At 56.8% G+C, this 17,809-nt stretch carries 20 protein-coding genes; 9 read left to right on the top strand and 11 right to left on the bottom strand.

The genetic code is table 11. The features are described from left to right. Positions 1-186 carry a zinc-finger domain-containing protein gene (locus ACR0BT_RS05825; RefSeq protein ID WP_170426216.1) on the bottom strand — a complete coding sequence of 62 codons (186 nt, stop codon included), beginning with the start codon at positions 184-186 and terminating at the stop codon, positions 1-3. Positions 187-273: 87 nt separating this feature from the next. On the opposite strand from ACR0BT_RS05825, the gene ACR0BT_RS05820 reads away from it, so the two are divergent. Beyond that, complete coding sequence (locus ACR0BT_RS05820; RefSeq protein ID WP_480763027.1) at positions 274-1,266, top strand: ABC transporter ATP-binding protein; 993 nt, start codon at positions 274-276, stop codon at positions 1,264-1,266. Here the strand turns inward: ACR0BT_RS05820 and ACR0BT_RS05815 are convergent. Then, positions 1,263-1,730, bottom strand: a complete 468-nt coding sequence (locus ACR0BT_RS05815; protein ID WP_170394977.1) for a DUF1203 domain-containing protein — start codon at positions 1,728-1,730, stop codon at positions 1,263-1,265. The two genes, ACR0BT_RS05820 and ACR0BT_RS05815, sit on opposite strands and share 4 nt — an antisense overlap. 196 nt (positions 1,731-1,926) lie before the next feature. Between ACR0BT_RS05815 and ACR0BT_RS05810 the strand changes: the two genes are divergently transcribed. After that, positions 1,927-2,865 carry a DMT family transporter gene (locus tag ACR0BT_RS05810; RefSeq protein ID WP_480762708.1) on the top strand — a complete coding sequence of 313 codons (939 nt, stop codon included), beginning with the start codon at positions 1,927-1,929 and terminating at the stop codon, positions 2,863-2,865. A gap of 11 nt (positions 2,866-2,876) precedes the next feature. Here ACR0BT_RS05810 and ACR0BT_RS05805 read toward each other — a convergent pair whose 3' ends face one another. Together ACR0BT_RS05805 and ACR0BT_RS05800 are read right to left on the bottom strand one after the other, a co-directional pair. After that, positions 2,877-3,608: an NYN domain-containing protein gene (locus ACR0BT_RS05805; RefSeq protein WP_480762707.1), complete on the bottom strand. Its 732-nt coding sequence runs from the start codon at positions 3,606-3,608 to the stop codon at positions 2,877-2,879. Between the two features lie 89 nt (positions 3,609-3,697). Further along, a complete protein-coding gene (locus ACR0BT_RS05800) occupies positions 3,698-4,810 on the bottom strand; it encodes an S-(hydroxymethyl)glutathione dehydrogenase/class III alcohol dehydrogenase (RefSeq protein WP_480762706.1) in 1,113 nt (370 codons plus the stop codon). 129 nt (positions 4,811-4,939) lie between these two features. Between ACR0BT_RS05800 and ACR0BT_RS05795 the strand changes: the two genes are divergently transcribed. Continuing rightward, positions 4,940-5,227 (top strand): I78 family peptidase inhibitor, encoded by a 288-nt coding sequence (locus ACR0BT_RS05795; protein WP_170394986.1) that lies wholly within the window; start codon positions 4,940-4,942, stop codon positions 5,225-5,227. Positions 5,228-5,229: 2 nt separating this feature from the next. Here the strand turns inward: ACR0BT_RS05795 and ACR0BT_RS05790 are convergent, their stop codons facing one another. Next, positions 5,230-5,955, bottom strand: a complete 726-nt coding sequence (locus ACR0BT_RS05790; RefSeq protein WP_170514197.1) for an SDR family NAD(P)-dependent oxidoreductase — start codon at positions 5,953-5,955, stop codon at positions 5,230-5,232. Between the two features lie 185 nt (positions 5,956-6,140). On the opposite strand from ACR0BT_RS05790, the gene ACR0BT_RS05785 reads away from it, so the two are divergent. The 5 genes from ACR0BT_RS05785 to ACR0BT_RS05765 are packed head-to-tail and all read left to right on the top strand — an operon-like array spanning position 6,141 to position 10,341. Continuing rightward, on the top strand, positions 6,141-7,469 hold the full coding sequence (locus ACR0BT_RS05785; protein WP_480762705.1) for an NAD(P)/FAD-dependent oxidoreductase: 1,329 nt from the start codon (positions 6,141-6,143) through the stop codon (positions 7,467-7,469). After that, complete coding sequence (locus tag ACR0BT_RS05780; RefSeq protein ID WP_480762704.1) at positions 7,426-7,965, top strand: hypothetical protein; 540 nt, start codon at positions 7,426-7,428, stop codon at positions 7,963-7,965. Before ACR0BT_RS05785 ends, ACR0BT_RS05780 begins: the two co-directional genes overlap by 44 nt. Beyond that, positions 7,965-9,188, top strand: coding sequence for an MFS transporter (locus ACR0BT_RS05775; RefSeq protein WP_480762703.1), 1,224 nt, complete (start codon positions 7,965-7,967; stop codon positions 9,186-9,188). The genes ACR0BT_RS05780 and ACR0BT_RS05775 overlap by 1 nt, the downstream gene beginning before the upstream one ends. Next, positions 9,185-9,802: a DUF3833 domain-containing protein gene (locus tag ACR0BT_RS05770; protein ID WP_170408586.1), complete on the top strand. Its 618-nt coding sequence runs from the start codon at positions 9,185-9,187 to the stop codon at positions 9,800-9,802. Before ACR0BT_RS05775 ends, ACR0BT_RS05770 begins: the two co-directional genes overlap by 4 nt. Beyond that, a complete protein-coding gene (locus ACR0BT_RS05765; RefSeq protein ID WP_480762702.1) occupies positions 9,799-10,341 on the top strand; it encodes a DUF3833 domain-containing protein in 543 nt (180 codons plus the stop codon). The genes ACR0BT_RS05770 and ACR0BT_RS05765 overlap by 4 nt, the downstream gene beginning before the upstream one ends. Positions 10,342-10,377: 36 nt before the next feature. Here the strand turns inward: ACR0BT_RS05765 and ACR0BT_RS05760 are convergent, their stop codons facing one another. From ACR0BT_RS05760 to ACR0BT_RS05750, 3 genes are all read right to left on the bottom strand, one after another. After that, positions 10,378-11,166: an ATP-binding cassette domain-containing protein gene (locus tag ACR0BT_RS05760; RefSeq protein WP_170395006.1), complete on the bottom strand. Its 789-nt coding sequence runs from the start codon at positions 11,164-11,166 to the stop codon at positions 10,378-10,380. 1 nt (position 11,167) lies between these two features. Further along, a complete protein-coding gene (locus ACR0BT_RS05755) occupies positions 11,168-12,292 on the bottom strand; it encodes an ABC transporter permease (RefSeq protein WP_170408588.1) in 1,125 nt (374 codons plus the stop codon). An 87-nt stretch (positions 12,293-12,379) separates the two neighbouring features. Continuing rightward, entirely contained in the window at positions 12,380-13,330 is a 951-nt protein-coding gene (locus tag ACR0BT_RS05750) for a sugar ABC transporter substrate-binding protein (RefSeq protein WP_170395010.1), read from the bottom strand. 187 nt (positions 13,331-13,517) lie between these two features. Here ACR0BT_RS05750 and ACR0BT_RS05745 point away from each other — a divergent pair, with 187 nt between their 5' ends. Next, positions 13,518-14,522: a LacI family DNA-binding transcriptional regulator gene (locus ACR0BT_RS05745; protein ID WP_170395012.1), complete on the top strand. Its 1,005-nt coding sequence runs from the start codon at positions 13,518-13,520 to the stop codon at positions 14,520-14,522. On the opposite strand, the gene ACR0BT_RS05740 is transcribed toward ACR0BT_RS05745, so the two are convergent. From ACR0BT_RS05740 to ACR0BT_RS05730, 3 genes are read right to left on the bottom strand one after another with little or no spacing between them, the layout of a single operon-like run. Next, positions 14,519-15,652 (bottom strand): Gfo/Idh/MocA family protein, encoded by a 1,134-nt coding sequence (locus tag ACR0BT_RS05740; protein ID WP_170408589.1) that lies wholly within the window; start codon positions 15,650-15,652, stop codon positions 14,519-14,521. The genes ACR0BT_RS05745 and ACR0BT_RS05740 overlap by 4 nt on opposite strands. 13 nt (positions 15,653-15,665) lie before the next feature. Then, positions 15,666-16,559 (bottom strand): TIM barrel protein, encoded by an 894-nt coding sequence (locus ACR0BT_RS05735; protein ID WP_480762701.1) that lies wholly within the window; start codon positions 16,557-16,559, stop codon positions 15,666-15,668. A gap of 19 nt (positions 16,560-16,578) precedes the next feature. Further along, positions 16,579-17,682, bottom strand: a complete 1,104-nt coding sequence (locus tag ACR0BT_RS05730; protein ID WP_170566823.1) for a Gfo/Idh/MocA family protein — start codon at positions 17,680-17,682, stop codon at positions 16,579-16,581. Positions 17,683-17,809 lie beyond the last annotated feature (127 nt).

The raw sequence follows: 17,809 nt of genomic DNA, 5'->3' as shown, positions 1-17,809 counted from the left end.
TTACGCGTCCTGACCAGAGTCCTCACCACGCAGCACGTATTTGCAATCGCAATAGGGGCACTCGACCCAACCAGTGTCTTCGGGAATCTGCAGCCAGACGCGCGGATGACCCAGCGCACCCTCGCCACCATCGCAGGCGACGCGGGTATTTTCGACAATCTTGGTTTCCGGCGCTTCGATGGTCACGGCTGGCGATCCTTCTTTGGTTGTCGGCCTCGCGGGCATGTATTAGGTGCGTTTATGGGCGATGAGCAAACCGGGGGCAAGGGCCACATGTCCGATGCAGCAATCACAATCAGATCACTGCGCAAGACCTATCGCGGCGGCAAGGGCCAGCCCGAGAAACAGGCTTTGAAAGGGATCGATCTGACGGTACCGCAGGGGTCCGTTTTCGGTCTGCTTGGCCCGAATGGAGCCGGCAAATCGACCCTGATCAACATTCTGGCGGGGCTGGTGGTCAAAACGTCTGGCAGCGTCTCGATCTGGGGCTTCGACCAGGATCAAAACCCGCGCCAATCCCGCGCCGCCATCGGCGTGATGCCTCAGGAATTGAACCTTGATCCGTTCTTTACACCTCGAGGCGCATTAGAAGTTCAGGCCGGGCTGTACGGTGTTCCCAAGTCTGATCGGCGAAGCGATGAGATCCTCGACCTCGTTGGCCTTGCCGACAAGGCCGAGGCCTATGCGCGCACGCTTTCGGGCGGAATGCGGCGGCGTCTGCTGCTGGCCAAAGCGCTGGTGCACCATCCCAAGATTCTGGTGCTCGACGAACCCACGGCGGGTGTGGATATTGAACTGCGACAGATGCTTTGGGCCAATGTGCGCAAGCTGAACGAACAGGGCATGACCATCATCCTGACCACGCACTATCTGGAAGAAGCGCAAGAGATGTGTGACGAGATCGCCATTATCAATCACGGCGAAAAGGTCGCACAAGACAGCACGGCCAATCTGCTGGGCCGCATGGACAGCCGAACCATGGTGATCGTGCCGGATAGCCCCATACAGACTCTGCCTGTAGCGGATAACGTGATTGCAGCGCAACGTGAGAACGGCGACCTTGTGCTGCAATACCACAGCAACCTAACTACAGCCGAGCAGGTGCTGGAATCTGTACGTCAGGCCGATATTCGCATCCAGGACGTCCGCACTGAAGAAGCTGATCTTGAGGATGTGTTCCTTGCGTTGACCTCCAGTCGGGTCGACGACGCAACTGTCAACGACCCGAACCAACCACATCGGGGGATGCACCGCGTCAAGCTTTAGACACGATCGATCCGTGCGTGATAACAGTTGTTCAGAGCAGATCGGATGTGGATGTAAGCGACTTCAGCGCGGGAGAAGATTTTTTCAGCCGCCTCATGCAACTGCGCCTGTGGGGTGATGATCCCGGTTCCATAGACAATTCGGTCGTCCGGACCATACCCTTTGATCAGGTAGTTGGGCGAGTCGGTCAACGCCTCGGGCAGCACATCCTCACTTTCATAGCGTGCGCAGGGGTCGGCACAAAGGAAGATCGGTCCAGTCTCTGCATAAGGCTGCGTTTCCGGGAAGGGTCGGTGCGCCAACACCAGCATCTCTTTGCCTTCCGGTATGTATTTCAAACAATGACGGCATGGGTTGCCGGCCCCATTGGAAATCGCACGCTCTGGTGGGTTTCCATATCCATCCGGCGCACCGGCGCGATATGCCTGAACCTGCTGTGTTGGGAGGGCTGAAATTCCGTGCATGATGTTTCTCCTTGATTTGAGATGATCATGGCAATCGCTTGTTTTGGACTCGACCCGTTTCCTGCGTATTGCAAAATCTGCAACCCTGCTTGCAAAAGAATGTTAGCGATAAAATAAGGGCTACCCGTCAGACCAATTTGGGTCTAAGCAAACATCAAACACCCCAAACGATCCATCTATGATTGAGGCTTTTGTCATGAGCGCTCAGAACTCCACCCTTCGTGGGCTTGCCTTTGCGTTCTTAGGCTTTGCCGTCTTCGCGACGCATGACGTGCTGATCAAGGTGCTGGGTGGCACCTATTCGGTTTTGCAGATCATCTTTTTTGCAACATTGTTTTCCTTTGTCCCTATGGCAGTAACAATTCTGGCCGATCGGACCACTGGGAATTTCCTGCCGCGGCATCCGTGGTTGGTGCTGTTGCGATCAGCGACGATGATCATGGCCATGTCTTGTGCCTTCTACGCTTTTTCGGTGCTGCCGCTGGCCGAAGTCTATTCCCTGCTATTTTCCTTCCCGCTGATCGTAACTGTTCTGTCGATTCCGATTCTGGGTGAGGTGGTCCGTGCCCAAAGGTGGGCGGCCGTGGGCGTCGGCCTGATCGGCGTCCTGATCGTCCTGCGCCCTGGCGCAACCGAAATCACCCTGGGCCATTTAGCGGCTCTGGCAGCAGCCTTCTGCAGCGCATTTGCTTCGGTTCTTGTCCGCAAAATCGGGAATGAAGAACGCTCTGCCGTCCTGATCCTTTATCCTATGCTGCTGGCCATCGCCGTCATGAGCGTCGCCCAACCGGCAGTCTATCAACCACCATCATTGCTGCATCTGGCGATGATGGCGTTTGTCGGGGTGTTCTCGGTAATCGCACAGCACCTGATCATCCTTGCTTATCGCGCCGCCCCCGCCGGCGTCATTGCGCCCAGTCAATACAGCCAGATCATCTGGGCCACGATCTTCGGCGTGATTTTCTTTGGCGAGCATCCGGATATCTGGGTCGCGGTTGGTGCGAGCGTCATCATTGCATCCGGCGTCTTTGTGGTCTGGCGAGAGAGCCGATCAAACACTACCTCTGCTAATACGCCTGTGCTGCGCGTCAGGTCGCCCCGGTCAGATACTGGAGCGACGAGGCCTGGGGACTAGAACCCCGGCCTTCAAGTTTCCTTGCATTTGATCTTGAGATCGCCATTTTTTCCACACTTTTCAAAGCGGTCTATAGCGCGAACAAGATCACTCAGTCTTTTGTGACCATAGGTACGGGCATCGAAGTCCGGATAAATTTTACTCAATTGGCTTCCGACAAACGCAAGGCTTGCCCAGCCATCAGGCTCGTTTGTGTTCTGCGCCACATTACGAATTAGTTGATATGCATGGTTCAGATTTTGTCTCGGAACAGTACTCTCGACCGATTTGGCTTGCGGCATACCCGCTTGAGGTTTTTCAATATTCTCAATGTAGATGAACCGGTTGCACGCTGCGACAAACGCCTGTGGGGTTTTGAGTTCTCCAATTCCATACACATCCAGTCCCTGTTCGCGAATCCGACTGGCAAGGCGCGTGAAATCGCTGTCCGAAGATACCAAAACAAACCCGCCGAACCGTCCAGAGTGCAGAATATCCATAGCATCAATGACCAGTGCGATATCGCTGGAGTTCTTTCCAGACGTATTGGCAAATTGCTGATGGGGAACGATGGCATATTCCGCCAAGGATTTACCGTCCCAACCCTGAGGCGAACCATTAGAAAAGTCACCGTAAACTCGTCTTAATCCGGCTTCGCCCAATGTGGCGATTTCTTCGAAAATTTCTGCGGCATGTTTTGCGGGCACGTTGTCCGCATCGATCAGCACCGCCAGGCGGTCTGTATTCCCAATTGTCACCTTCATCCCTCAACTCAATATTTAATTCTTAAAGAGGAACGTATGTACAAAAAAAGGCGGGCAAAAGCCCGCCCTCCTCTTCTATCTCGGTTTTATCAGTAGACGACCACTGATCGGATACTCTCGCCCTTATGCATCAGGTCGAAACCGTGGTTGATGTCATCCAGGCCCATGGTGTGGGTAATCATGGGGTCGATCTCGATCTTCCCGTCCATGTACCAATCCACGATTTTCGGGACGTCGGTGCGTCCACGCGCTCCGCCAAACGCGGTGCCACGCCATGAGCGGCCTGTTACCAGTTGGAACGGTCGGGTCGAGATTTCGGCACCCGCAGGAGCCACACCGATGATGATCGATTCACCCCAGCCCTTGTGAGCCGATTCCAGCGCTGCGCGCATTACGCCGACATTGCCTGTGGCGTCAAAGGTATAATCCGCGCCGCCCTTGGTCAGGTTGACCAGATACGGCACCAGATCACCTTCGACCTCAGAGGGGTTCACGAAATCGGTCATGCCGAACTTGGTCGCCATTTCCACCTTGGCTGGATTCAAATCAACGCCCACGATCTGATCCGCGCCAGCCAGACGCAGGCCCTGAATCACGTTCAGGCCGATACCGCCCAAGCCGAACACGATGGCACGGCTGCCAATTTCTACCTTGGCAGTGTTGATCACCGCGCCAATTCCGGTGGTCACGCCGCAGCCGATATAGCAGATCTTGTCAAAGGGCGCGTCCTCACGCACTTTGGCGAGCGCGATTTCAGGCAGAACCGTATGGTTCGAGAAGGTCGAGCAGCCCATGTAGTGCAGGATCGGATCGCCATCCAACGTAGAAAAACGCGAGGTGCCATCCGGCATGAGGCCCTGGCCTTGGGTTTCGCGAATTGCCTGGCACAGGTTGGTCTTGGGATGCAGGCAGTATTCGCACTCACGGCACTCGGGCGTATAAAGCGGGATGACGTGATCGCCGGGTTTCAGGCTGGTTACACCCGGGCCGACCTCAAGCACGACACCTGCGCCTTCATGGCCCAGAATGGCGGGAAACAAGCCTTCAGGGTCGGCGCCCGACAGTGTGAATTCATCGGTATGGCAAATGCCTGTCGCCTTGATCTCGACCAGAACCTCGCCCACTTTGGGGCCTTCAAGGTTTACGTCCATCACTTCCAAAGGTTTGCCTGCCTGAACGGCGACGGCAGCACGGGTACGCATGGTGCTTGTCTCCCTGTCTGTTTTGCCCGACCCTGCGTCAAATACAGGGTTTTTTCAACTGCGCTTTCATGACAGGTTGGCTAAATCTTTGATATTTCAGAAACGACATCACCAGAAAGCCCTGCGCCAATGTACCGTTTATTTCCGATCCTAATTCTTCTGACCGCATGTTCTGAGACCTCTGCACCGCAGGACGCGGCGCTTGAACTAGAGGAGGCACCGGTTGATCTTGCATTTTGTAAGGGAGAACCGTTTGCGAACACCATTGGTGAGCCGGTTTCAACCATACAAGCCCAACTGCCTGAACGGTCGCGCGTTCTGGGCCCGGATGATATTGCCACGCAGGATTATCGCATCGACCGGCTGAACGTTTATGTGAACGGCGCAGGCACAATTCAGAGGCTTACCTGCGGATAGGGTCACTTTCCCCGGTACACCAGAATATCGGGCAAATAATCGATCAGGCGCACAACCCATGAGAACGGTACCGGGAAATCGGTTCGAAACCGGCGACGGGACATGGCGCGCACTACGCGATCGGCCGCATCTTCGGGTGTCATCAGCATCGGCATTTTGAAACTGTTCTTGTCGGTCAGACGGGTCTTGATGAACCCCGGATTGACAATGCGCACCGTCACGCCTGACCCTGCCAGATCGTGCCGCATGGTCTCGGCCAGCGAGATCAGCGCAGCCTTGCTGGCCCCGTACGAGATCGCATTGGGAAGCCCATGATACCCGGCAAGCGACCCAATCAGCGTGATATCACCACTGCCTGAGCCCACAAATCCTGGGACGGTTTCACCCAACACCCGAAGCGCACCGGAATAGTTCACATCGCTGATCGCCAAAGCGGCATCGGTGTCCCAATCTGACGTACTGATCGGCTCATAGGCGCCTGCGTTGTAGACAAGCGCGTCAATTGAGCCAGCCTCCACCACAGCGCGGCGCACAGTGTCGAGATCAGTCACATCCATCGGTACAGCACGTGCATTGGGCAAGGTGCCACAGATTTCATCCAATCGCTCGGCATTGCGAGCAGAAAGGATCAGATGCGCGCCTTCGCGGCTCAGCTTTTCGGCCAAGCAACGGCCCAACCCTTCGCTGGCGCCAATGATCCAATAGGTTTTTCCGTCAAAACTGCTCATGCGTAAGTCTTTTTTCGTACTACTAGGTCGAATACGTTCTGACAGCAGCAATGGATCACGCCCAGCGCTCGTAGCATTCGGCCAGATAACACTACATAGCGCGTCGGAAAAAAACTTCTAACGCGGTTGATCCAAAGGCTCATTCCCTGCGTATCTTGTTGTAAATACCGAATAACGAGGATGGAATGTTCGACGAAACCCGGGGCGTACGCAAGAAAATCGCAGTCATAGGCGCAGGCATTTCAGGTCTCTCCGCAGCTTATTACCTTTCCGAAGACAACGATATAACCTTGTTCGAGGCTGAGCCCCGACTGGGCGGCCACGCCCGCACGGTGATGGCCGGAAAGAACGGAGATCAGCCGGTAGATACCGGTTTCATCGTCTTCAACTATGTCACATACCCCTATTTGACCCGGCTGTTTGATGAGCTGAACGTGCCGGTCACCAAAAGTGAGATGAGCTTTGGTGCAACTATCGACGATGGCCGCATTGAATATGGGTTGAACAATCTGCGCACTTTGACCGCGCAGAAGCGCAACCTCGCGCGTCCAGCCTATTACAAGATGATCGCCGACATCCTGCGGTTTGGCAAAGAGGCCCCCGAAGCCGCGCAGGACGACGACACCACGATCGGTGAGCTTGTGGATCAGCTGCGTCTCGGCCACTGGTTCCGGCACAATTATCTGATGCCGATGTGCGGCGCGATCTGGTCAACTCCGGTCGAGTTCGTCGATCAGTTCCCAGCCCGCTCGCTGGTGCAGTTCTTCCGCAATCACGCGCTGCTGGCCTCGGGCCGTGCCAATCAGCACCAGTGGTACACCGTGAAAGGCGGCAGCATCGAGTATGTCCGCCGGATCGAAACTGCGCTACGTGCGCGCGGTGCTGACATCAGACTGTCCGCACCCGTGCAGCGGATCGAGCGGCATGATCTGGGCGTCACCGTCCATGCAGGAGGTGAGGCCGCTCTGTTTGACGAAATCATACTGGCAACCCATTCCGATCAGTCCCTCGCCATTCTGGGCGATGCAGCGACCGAAGCGGAAAAAGCGGCGCTCGGCGCGATTAGATATCAACCGAACAAAGCTATCCTGCACTGTGATCCTCGCCAAATGCCCAGGCGGCGTGCTTGCTGGTCCAGTTGGACCTATCGATCGCAAAAGGGCAATGTTGGGGTTACATATTGGATGAATCGGCTTCAGAATATCCCCGACAGTGACCCACTGTTTGTGACCCTGAACGCCGCATCAGACATTCCCGCGGACAAAATCTATGACGAGGTCGAGTTCGCCCATCCGGTGTTCGACAAAGCCGCCCTGCGCGCGCAAGGGCAAATCCGCGAGATGCAGGGACAGAACCGAACCTGGTTTGCCGGGGCGTATAATCGGCATGGTTTCCACGAAGACGGGATTGCCAGCGCAATGCATGTTGTCGAGCGCCTCACCGCCATCCCGCAGAGCATCGGAGCTGACAATGGTATCCCTGAAACGGACCTCGCTGTTTCGGCCAGCATATAGAACCTGTTGCGCTGCGCTGCTGTCACTGGCGCTGATGGTCCCTGGCGGACTGGCGGCTTCGCCTTTGTCGGATGCAATCAAAGACCCTAAGCTGCGCGGCACCGGGACATTCCGTTTTCTGGGGCTTCCGCTCTATGACGCCAAGCTTTACACGCCCGGCGGTGCCGCATTCAGCTGGAATCAGAATTTCGGACTGCAATTGACCTATCGAAAAAACCTGAAACAAAAAGCACTGGTCGAGTCGACGCTTGAAGAGATGGCCCGACAAGGCAATTCTGCGCCGACGGAAGCCCAATTGCAGAGCTGTTTTCAGGCGGTCAGCAAAGGCGATAGCTATCTGGCCATCGCGCAAGGCCCCAACAGCGTCAGCTTCTGGCGCAACGGAAGCAAAACCTGCACCCTGACAAATCCGGGTATCACACGCAGCTTCATGTCAATTTTTCTGGGTAACAATACACGATCCGCCTCGTTCACACAGCAGTTGAAGGGGCAGTGATGCTGTACCCGCGTGTCAGCCTCTATGCGCTAATGCTTGCTGCAGCAGGTATCCCGCTTTACATCCACCTACCGCGCTTTGCCGCCGTGAATCTCGGTATCGGGCTGGGGGTCATTGGCACCATTCTGCTGGTCATCCGGCTGGTCGACCTGGTGCAAGATCCACTGATTGGCTGGGCCATTGATCGCTGGCCCGGTGGGCAGATGTTATTTGCCGCCGCCGCTGCGCTGGGTCTCGCAATTGGATTTCCATTGCTGTTTGGTTTGCCAGAAGGGGTAAGTATCGCCGCATTAGTGTCTATTCTGATCCTGTTATTCTCGGCCTACAGCCTTGGGACCATCTTGCTTTACGGCCGCAGCGCCACGCTGGCGAAACAGGCTAGCGCGAAGGAACTGATGACACTGGCCGCCTTCCGCGAAGGCGGACAACTGACCGGAGTTATCATAGCAGCCGCAGCACCCGCTGTGTTCGTGGCGCTTGGCGCAGCCGCGCAGGGGTATCCGGCCTTTGGAATGTTTCTCGGGCTTCTGAGCGTTGTGACTCTGGCTGTTACCCTGCCAATGTGGCGACGCACGCCGATCACCGGTCAAGGGCTGTCCTTTGCAGGCCTAGGACAGGCTGGGGCTTTACGTCTGCTTGCCCTTGCGTTGGTCAACAGCCTGCCCGTCGCCATCACCTCGACCCTGTTTCTGTTCTTTGTTGAAGATCGGCTGCAACTGCCAGGCAAAGCGGGGCCATTGCTGATCCTGTTCTTCCTCAGCGCCGGGCTCAGCGTTCCATTCTGGGCCAGGCTCAGCAATCGGATTGGCCCGAAACAGACTCTGATGATCGCCATGCCGCTGGCCATTCTCGGCTTTGTCGGGGCCGCTCTTCTAGCCCCTGGGAGTCTCGTCGGTTTCGCCATCATATGCCTCGCATCCGGCGCGGCGCTTGGGGCGGACATGGTTGTCCTGCCAGCAATGTTCTCGGTCGTTCTGACCCGGGCCGGGCTGAACGCATCTGCTGCGTTCGGCATCTGGTCTTTCGCAGGTAAGCTGGGTCTAGCTCTGGCCGCCTTTTTCACACTGCCGCTACTGGAACGCAGCGGCTTTACACCTGGACAGGCCAATTCTGCCGAGGCTTTGAATACACTCACCCTCGCCTATGCGGTGCTGCCCTGCATCTTGAAACTCGGAGCGTTTGGCATGGTCCTGACCCTCCCGACAGAGGTCTCTGCCAAATGAAAACGCTCCTGATCTGTCTGCTTGCGATTTTTGCGCTGTTTGCTGTGAAGAACCGGTTCCTCAGTTTCCGCTCACAATCACCCTCCGACTACAGCGGAACCGGACCTGAGTTTTCACTCAAAAAGAACCTGAATGGCGAAATCCTGTCCGAAGGATTGATCTATGGCCCCAACGGCAAGATGTCGAACAGCTTTGTCGCACGCATGGTGGGCGAATGGGACGGCAATACCGGTACGCTGTCCGAGTATTTCACCTATTCCAACGGCAAACAGATGACCCGCAAATGGCATCTGACGTTGGGCACGGGCAACACTTTCACCGCAACAGCGGACGATATTGTCGGCGAGGGCAAAGGCGTGATTTCGGGCTCAACCGTCAAGCTAACCTATCGCATCATCCTGCCCGAGGACGCGGGCGGGCATACACTGGATGTGACCGACTGGATGTATCTGACGGAGAACGGTGTAATCATGAACCGATCCGAGATGCGAAAATTCGGGATCAAGGTGGCCGAGCTGGTCGCCACGATGCGCCCTGCGCCTGAAGTGAAATCCGCCCATCTGCATGGCGCAAACGGCCACGATACAGACTCTGAACTGAGGGTTTTGCAATGATCGCCCGCCGTACCCTTATTGCAGGGGTCGCGATCGCGGGGTTGGCCACTCTCGCCGCATGCTCGGCCAAACCGCGTATACCAAAAACGTTTCTGTCAGATCGTCAACTGAACCTTGAAGAGTTCTTCGAAGGTAGGACTGTCGCTTATGGTCAGTTTCAGGATGTACTAGGTAATGTCCCGCGTCGCTTCCAGGTCGATATTGACGGCACATGGGACGGAGAGACTCTGACGCTTGTCGAAGATTTCGTCTATGACGATGGTGCGACCGAACAACGGATCTGGACCCTGACCAAGACCGGCGATGACACTTGGACCGGCACCGCTCCCGGTGTGCTGGGCACAGCCAGTGGGGTCGAAAGGGGCGATACGTTTAACTGGAAGTACAAAATCGACCTGCCCGTCAAAGACGGCACCATGCGTGTCAATTTCGATGACTGGATGTGGTTGTTGTCGGATGACCGGTTATTGAACCGAGCCTATGTTTCGCGTTTTGGCGTAAGGCTGGGTGAAATCATATTGTACTTCGAGAAGAAGTAGTCACCCCGCCAGCACAGCCAGCGGGGCAAAAAAGTATCAGACGGTTCCGCCCAGACTGCCTTCAAGCTCGACCATCTCCTGACCACCGGCCATCAGGTCCTGCAGCTCTTCCGGGGTGATCTGGCCACGCTGCGCCGTACCCAGCGTCTGCCCGCGATTGAGAACCGTGAACCTGTCACCAACCGCCAGTGCATGGCGGACGTTGTGAGTAATGAAGACCACCGCGATCCCCTGCTTGCGCACCTTGTCGATGGTCGCCAGAACGTTGGCTGTTTGGCGCACCCCAAGGGCCGAGGTCGGTTCATCCAAGATCAGAACCTTCGCCCCGAAATGCACCGCCCGCGCGATGGCGACGGTCTGGCGTTCACCACCTGACAGCGTGCCCACCGCCTGATCAGGGCCGCGCAGGTTTATCCCCATTTTCTTCATCTCTTCCATCGTGACCTTGTTGGCATAGTCATGATCAAAAAAGTGAAGAGGTCCGACCTTCTTTACCGGCTCATTGCCCATGAAGAAGTTGCGCGAGACCGACATCAACGGGATCATGGCCAGATGCTGGTGTACGGTTGCGATCCCGGCCTCGATGGCATCACGCGGGTCGGCGAAATGCATGGGGTGGCCTTCGAACAGAATTTCTCCGTGGGTGGGCTGGTGCACGCCCGACATGGTCTTGATGAAGGTCGACTTTCCCGCACCGTTGTCGCCGAGAAGGCAGTGGCATTCACCGGGGAACACGTCCACCGAGACACCCGCCAGCGCGATCACGCTGCCGAAGTGCTTTTCGATGTTTTTCATCTGGATGATGGGTTCATGTTCGGGATTCATATCAACGCTCCCCCGTGATGATGCGGCGGATATAGGTGTTGAGGATCACAGCCCCAAGCAGGATCACCCCTAGGAAGACCCGGAACAGCGAGCTTTCGACACCGGCAAAGAACAACCCCTGTTGCACCACGCCAAAGATCAACGCGCCCAGCGCCGCGCCCAGTACCGAGCCGTATCCTCCGGTCAGAAGCGCGCCGCCGATGACCACGGCGATGATCGCCTCGAACTCTTTTAGCAGACCCCGGTCAGCACCAGCCGATCCGAACTCCATCACCTGACAGACCGCAAAGACGGTGGCGCAGAAGGCCGTGAACATAAACATCAGAATCTTGACCCGGTTCACAGGCACACCCGAGTTGCGCGCCGCCTCAGCATCCCCGCCCGAGGCGAAGATCCAGTTGCCGAACCGCGTTTTGGTCAGCAGCACGTGACCAAAGATGATCAGTGCGATCGCCCAGACGATCAGCATTGGAATACCATCCACAACTGGCTGACCGGCGCGGGTGCCACGCTCGAATACGGCGATGATCCCGGCATCCCCGAGCCATTGGAACAATCCCTGCAAAATTTTACCACCAAAGATCGGCGCCAGCCAATCGCCTTCGGCTGCGTCTTTCACACCGCCGATAATAGTTTTGCGCTCGATCACCTGCGGCAGGAAGATTGTAAAGCCGCGCAAAATGAACAGAAAGGCCAGCGTTACGATAAAGCTGGGCAAACCAGTCCGGATCACGATCCAACCGTTCAGCGCGCCGATTGCCACCGCCATTGCAAACGTGACGAGAATCGCCATCCAGACCGGCCACGCCAGCGTGACCGAAAAAATTGCGATCATCATGCCCGAAAAGCCAATCATCGACCCGACTGACAGGTCAAACTCACCGGCAATCATCAGAAGGCACGCACCTACGGCGATGATCATGAACTGCGCCGAGACAACCGACCAGTTCATCATGCCCTGTGCGTTGAACATGCCGCTATCAAAAGCGAACAAAAGAAAGAAGGTGAAGACGGCAACGGTGCCAACCATCCCGCCGAGTTCAGGCCGGATCAAGGCCTTGCGCAGCGGCGATATTTCTTTAATCCGTTCGTCGGTTACAGCCGTGTTTTGAGCAGACTCGCTCATTAGAACGCCCCTCCGAGTTAAGCAGTGATTTTGCGTCAGATAGTTGTTGGCGGGCGCCGCTTTGGCGGGGCGCCCGCGCTGTAAGAATCAGCGGTACTCGCCAGCAAATTCTTCGATCTTGGTCAGACCATCAGCAGTTACGAAGCCGGGACCCGAATTGATGTTGTTGCCCGGCAAAACGCCATAGCGGTGGTAGTTGGTCATCACAACAACCGGCAGGTAAGCCTGCAGGAAGGGCTGCTGATCAATTCCCCACTGGATCACGCCAGACTTGATGCCTTTGACAATCTCACCACCCAGATCGAAGGTGCCGAAATAGATGTCACCGGCCATACCATTTTCTTCCAGCGCCAGAATTGTCGGATCAGCCGAGGTTGGACCCAGTGTCAGAACCGCATCAGTATCCGGGTTCGCCGACAGATAGGCCAGCACGCGGTTCTTGATCTCGGCTGGGTCCTGGCCGGCGTCGATCATCTGATCACCCAGTTCAATGCCCAAGCCGTCTGCAAAGCCCTGACAACGTTCCTGGCTTGAGGGCTGAACGATATAGTGGTTCACACAAAGGAACGAGCCGATGCCGTCACCCTTGGCGCGCTGGCCTGCAGCAAATCCGGCATCATATTCGGGCTGACCCACATACATCAGGGCACCAACTTCCCGTGCCTGATCCGGCGTACCAGTGTTCATGATGATGACATCAACGCCCGCATCAACCGCTGATTTGATCGGTCCGCTCAGCACATCATAATCCGCCAACGTGGTAATGATCCCGTTCGGACCCGAAGCAGCCGCCTGATCGATAATCCGCGCCATATCAGCAAGGTCGCCAGTGGGCGGATTGCGGTATTCGACTTCGACACCCATCTGGTCGCCTGCCAGCGCGATGCCGTTCTTGATCGTGTTCCACCAGCTGTCGCTGTCTGGCGCGTGGCTGACCAGAATGTATTTCTCACCTTCCGCCGCAGCGCCCGTGGCTGCGATCAGAGGCGTCGCAGCTACCGCCGCCGCCAGCGCCAACTTCTTCGTCAGTGAAGTCATGATGTCCTCCCAAAACTCATGTTATCGCGGATTGAGGCAGTCCTTCGCACCTCTCCGACTCGAGTTAGAGCATATCTGTCAAAATTTTGCAACCGGTTGCAAACGGTGTCAGATGTGTTTCATACTGTATCTGCCAAAGAATACAGGTAAAAGGACTGCCACTAAACGCAGGAAGGTCAGACGGATCATGGCTGTCACATTGAAAGAGGTTGCAGAACGCGCCGGCGTTTCACGTTCGGCGGTGTCGCGCACTTTCACCGATGGGGCCTCGGTATCCGACAAGATGCGCCGAAAAGTCGAGAAGGCCGCGCGTGAGCTGGGATACAGCCCAAATGCACTGGCTTCATCTCTGACCACAGGCCGAACTAAGCTGATCGGGCTGGTCTCGAACAACTTCCACAACCCGATTTTTCTTGAAGTTTTCGACCTCTTTACCCGGGGGCTGCAGGACCGAGGCCTGCGCCCGTTGCTGGTGAATCTGACCGACGAGGTTGAACCCGAAAATTCGGTACGAATGCTGCGCCAATATTCGGTCGATGGCGTTGTCGTAGCGTCGTCGACCTTGCCGCCCGGGTTCGCAAAAGCGTTTCGGGATGCTGGCGTACCAGTGGTGCACAGCTTTGGCCGGTCATCCTCTTCACCGCAGGTTCATGTGGTCGGGATCGACAATGTGGAATGCGGACGCATGGCGGCCCGCGAGCTGGTCGCGCGTGGTTATACGAAAGTAGCCTTTCTAGGCGGGCCCGAGGCGGCGACCTCGACTCAGGATCGCCATGCGGGCTTCATGTCAGAGATGGCCCGGCATCCTAGCATTGATGTGACCTGCTCGTTTGCTGAGGCTTACTCATTCGATGCAGGTCGTCAGGAAATGCTACGCTTGCTCCAATCTGAGCGGGCTGATGCATATTTCTGCGGCGATGACGTGTTGTCCATCGGGGTGTTGTCCGCGATTCTGGATAGTGGCCTAAAGGTGCCCGAAGACATCGGCATCATCGGCCTGAACGACATGGAAATGGCACGGTGGGAGAATATTGATCTCACCACCATCCATCAGCCGATCCGGCAAATCGTGAGTTCTTCGATCGAGCTGATGGTGGCAACCCTGAACGAACCCGACCGATATCCGGAGGCACGGATATTCCCATGCTCGGTGGTGGAACGGGGCACATTGCGCCCCGTATCTGAGAGTTAACGAAACATCGGTGGCCGGGCATCCATCCACGCGCTGCCCTGTTTCGCCGACTCGACCGCTGTATGCACAGCCGCCATCGACCGCACGCCGTCTGCCGCATTGGGCAAGCCGTCGCGGGTTTCCCCGGCAATTGCATCTGCGAGATCGCAATAGATATTCGCAACCGCCAACGGGAACCCTTCGGGATGCGCAATCGCCACCCGGCTGAGTCGTTGCGCGTCTTCATGCAGCCCGCCTTCGCCTTTTTCTATGATCTGCAGGCGACCACCAACAGGCGTGTAGATAAGCTGGTTCGGCTGCTCCGACGCCCATCGAAGACCGCCGGTTTCTCCGAACACCTGAATGTCGAACCCGTGCTGCCGACCGATGGCGACCGAAGAGGTCCACAACCGGCCAACAGCGCCTTTTGTCGTGCGGAAGTTGACCATGGCATCATCTTCAAGTTCACGGCTGCCAATGGTTGAAGCAAAATCTGCAGACAGGGTCTCAACCTCATCATCCGCAATGAATCCGGCCATGTGCATCGCGTGGATACCGCAATCAGCGAACTGCCCGGAAACACCCGCCATCGCAGGATCATAGCGCCAGCGCACGCGTGGATTGTCAGCATCAGTGGCGTCTCCGTGATGGCCGTGACTGAAATTGGTAACGACCAGACGGATTTTGCCGATCTCACCTGCGCGCACCATCGCGCGAGCCTGACGCACCATCGGATAAGCCGAGTAACAGTAGTTTACCGCGCAAATCTTCCCTGATTTCTCGGCGACTTTGACAATCTCTTCGCCCTCTTCCACCGTCATGGTCATGGGCTTTTCGCACAGCACGTTGAACCCGGCCTCAAGGTACGCTTTGGTGATCTCGAAATGCGTCGCATTTGGAGTGGCTACAGTGACCAGATCAATCCGATCCTCGCGCCCGCGCTCACCTTCCAGCATCTCGGTCCAGTCGCCGTAGGCTCGGTCTGCCGCGATACCCAATCGTTGGGCGTATTCGCGACCAATGTCAGGCCTGTGATCCAGCGCTCCGGCGGTGAATTGGAAATGCCCGTCCGCCAGCGCCCCCAACCGGTGCGCCGGTCCGATCTGGCTACCTTCGCCGCCTCCGATCATGCCCCATTTCAGCTTGGTCATGGTCTGGACCTCCTTAACTGAAACCAATTGATTCAAGGTATTCACGATTCTTCCGCGCGTCCCCTACAGGATCAGGGTCGAGCGTTGGGTCGCAATCCTGCTCGACCGTGCACCATCCTGTGAAACCAGCGTCCAGCAGCACCTGGCGAACGGTCGGAAAGTCCACGTCGCCGTCGCCCAGATTGCAGAAAATCCCCTGCCCGCAAGCATCATAGAAGCCCGTCCGATTGGCAATTACATCCGCTTTCACTGTCGGAGAGATATCCTTGAAGTGCATGTACGAGATCCGATCAACGTAGCGCTTCATGAAGCCGACCGGATCGAACCCGGCATAAGAGTGATGCCCCGTATCGAAGCAAATTTTAAGAAGGCTTTCATCGACCTCGTCCAGCAAACGGATAAGTTCAGGTTCAAAGTCCATGAAGCCCGCAGCATGAGCGTGCATCCCAACGGTCAGCCCGTATTCCTCGGACCCGATCCGCGCGCTTTCAGAAATCCGATCCCGGAACGCCGTCCACTCGGCCTTGTCCATCTGCTCAGCCTCATCGGCGCGACCAGCGGTTGGCGCGCGGCGGGGTGAGATCGCATCGATCAGCACCATGTGCTTCGCCCCATGCGCTTTCAATGCGCGAGCGGTGCGGTGGGTGGCGTCCAGCACGTCTTCCCACGCGTCGGGGTCGTGATAGTTGCGGAACACAACGCCGCCGATCAGTTCAAGATCATGCTCGGCCAGCGCATCGGCCAGCACCGCAGGGTCTTCGGGCATGAAGCCCACCGGGCCCAATTCGATACCCTTATACCCGGCCGCAGCGCATTCGCTGAGAACGGTTTTCCAATGCGGATTGCGCGGGTCCTGCGCAAATTCCACGCCCCAGGAACAGGGCGCATTGCCAATTCTGATGCTCATCTTGTCTTGTCTCCGATGCTCAGAAATCTTCGATATTTTTCCAGCTTTCATCCGCTGACGATGCCAATGCCGCAGCGACGACCCGGTTGACCTCATGCCCGTCGTGGAAGGTCGGCCAGACCGGTTTACCTGTCTCGATCGCGCGCAGGAAATCTCGCGCCTCGATGATGATCTGATCCTGATAGCCCGTGCCATGGCCCGGCCCTTGACAGAACGGCTCATAGTCCGGGTGCGCAGGGCCGGTCAGGATCTTACGAAAGCCACGCTCAGCTTCGGGACCCTCCATACGGTAGAGCCACAAAACGTTCTGGTCTTCCTGATCAAAGCGGATCGCACCCTTGGTGCCACTGATCTCATAGGCATAGCCCATCTTGCGCCCAGTCGCGATTCGACTGATATAGATCGATCCCATTGCTCCGTTCGCGAACCGCACCATCATCTGAGCGTGGTCGTCATTGTCAACTTCGCCACCCGGGCGGCTATTGTGCACGGTTTCGACCTCGGCCATCACGCGTGAAATCGGGCCGATCAAAGCCAGTGCGGCATTGATCATATGAGGCGCAAGATCACCCATCGTTCCGTTCGACATTCCTGTTGTACGCCAGGTTGCCGGGGCTTGAGGGTGCGCGTAGAAATCTTCGGTATGCTCACCCCGAAACCATGTGATGTCGCCGATCTCTCCTTCGGCTATCAGAGCGCGAGCGTATTGGCTGGCCGGGGTGCGGATATAGTTAAAACCAACCATGTTGGCCAAGCCCGAGGCCTCGGCCGCTGCTGACATCGCCGCACCATCCTCCAGCGACGCGCCCAAAGGCTTTTCACACAGCACAGGTTTGCCCAGCGCAAACGCTGCCTGAGCGATCTCGCGATGTGTTTCCGGAGGCGTGGCGATCACAACGGCCTCGACCTTCGGGTCGTTCACCAACACACGCCAGTCATTCGTCGAGCGCGCGAATCCATAGGCCTGACGATACCGCTCAGCGCTTTCCGGTGACGAGGCGCACACCATCTCTAACCGTGGTCGCAAGGCCGTGTTGAACACCGCCCCAACCGAGGACATGGCGACCGCATGGGCCTTGCCCATATATCCGCCGCCTAGAATGCCAATGCCGATCTCTGCCATTCCGACGTCCTCCCTCGCTTTTTCTTGAAAACCATTTGCAACCGGTTGCAAAACTTGTATCGTGAGAATAGGACTCTCGCAAGCTGCATTCGGCACTGCATCATAATTTTCCTAAAGGAGCCCGCAG

The organism is Ruegeria sp. CJ6 (assembly GCF_056536665.1).
Note: the sequence above shows the minus strand (reverse complement) of the source record. Positions and strands in the feature narration are given on the sequence as shown.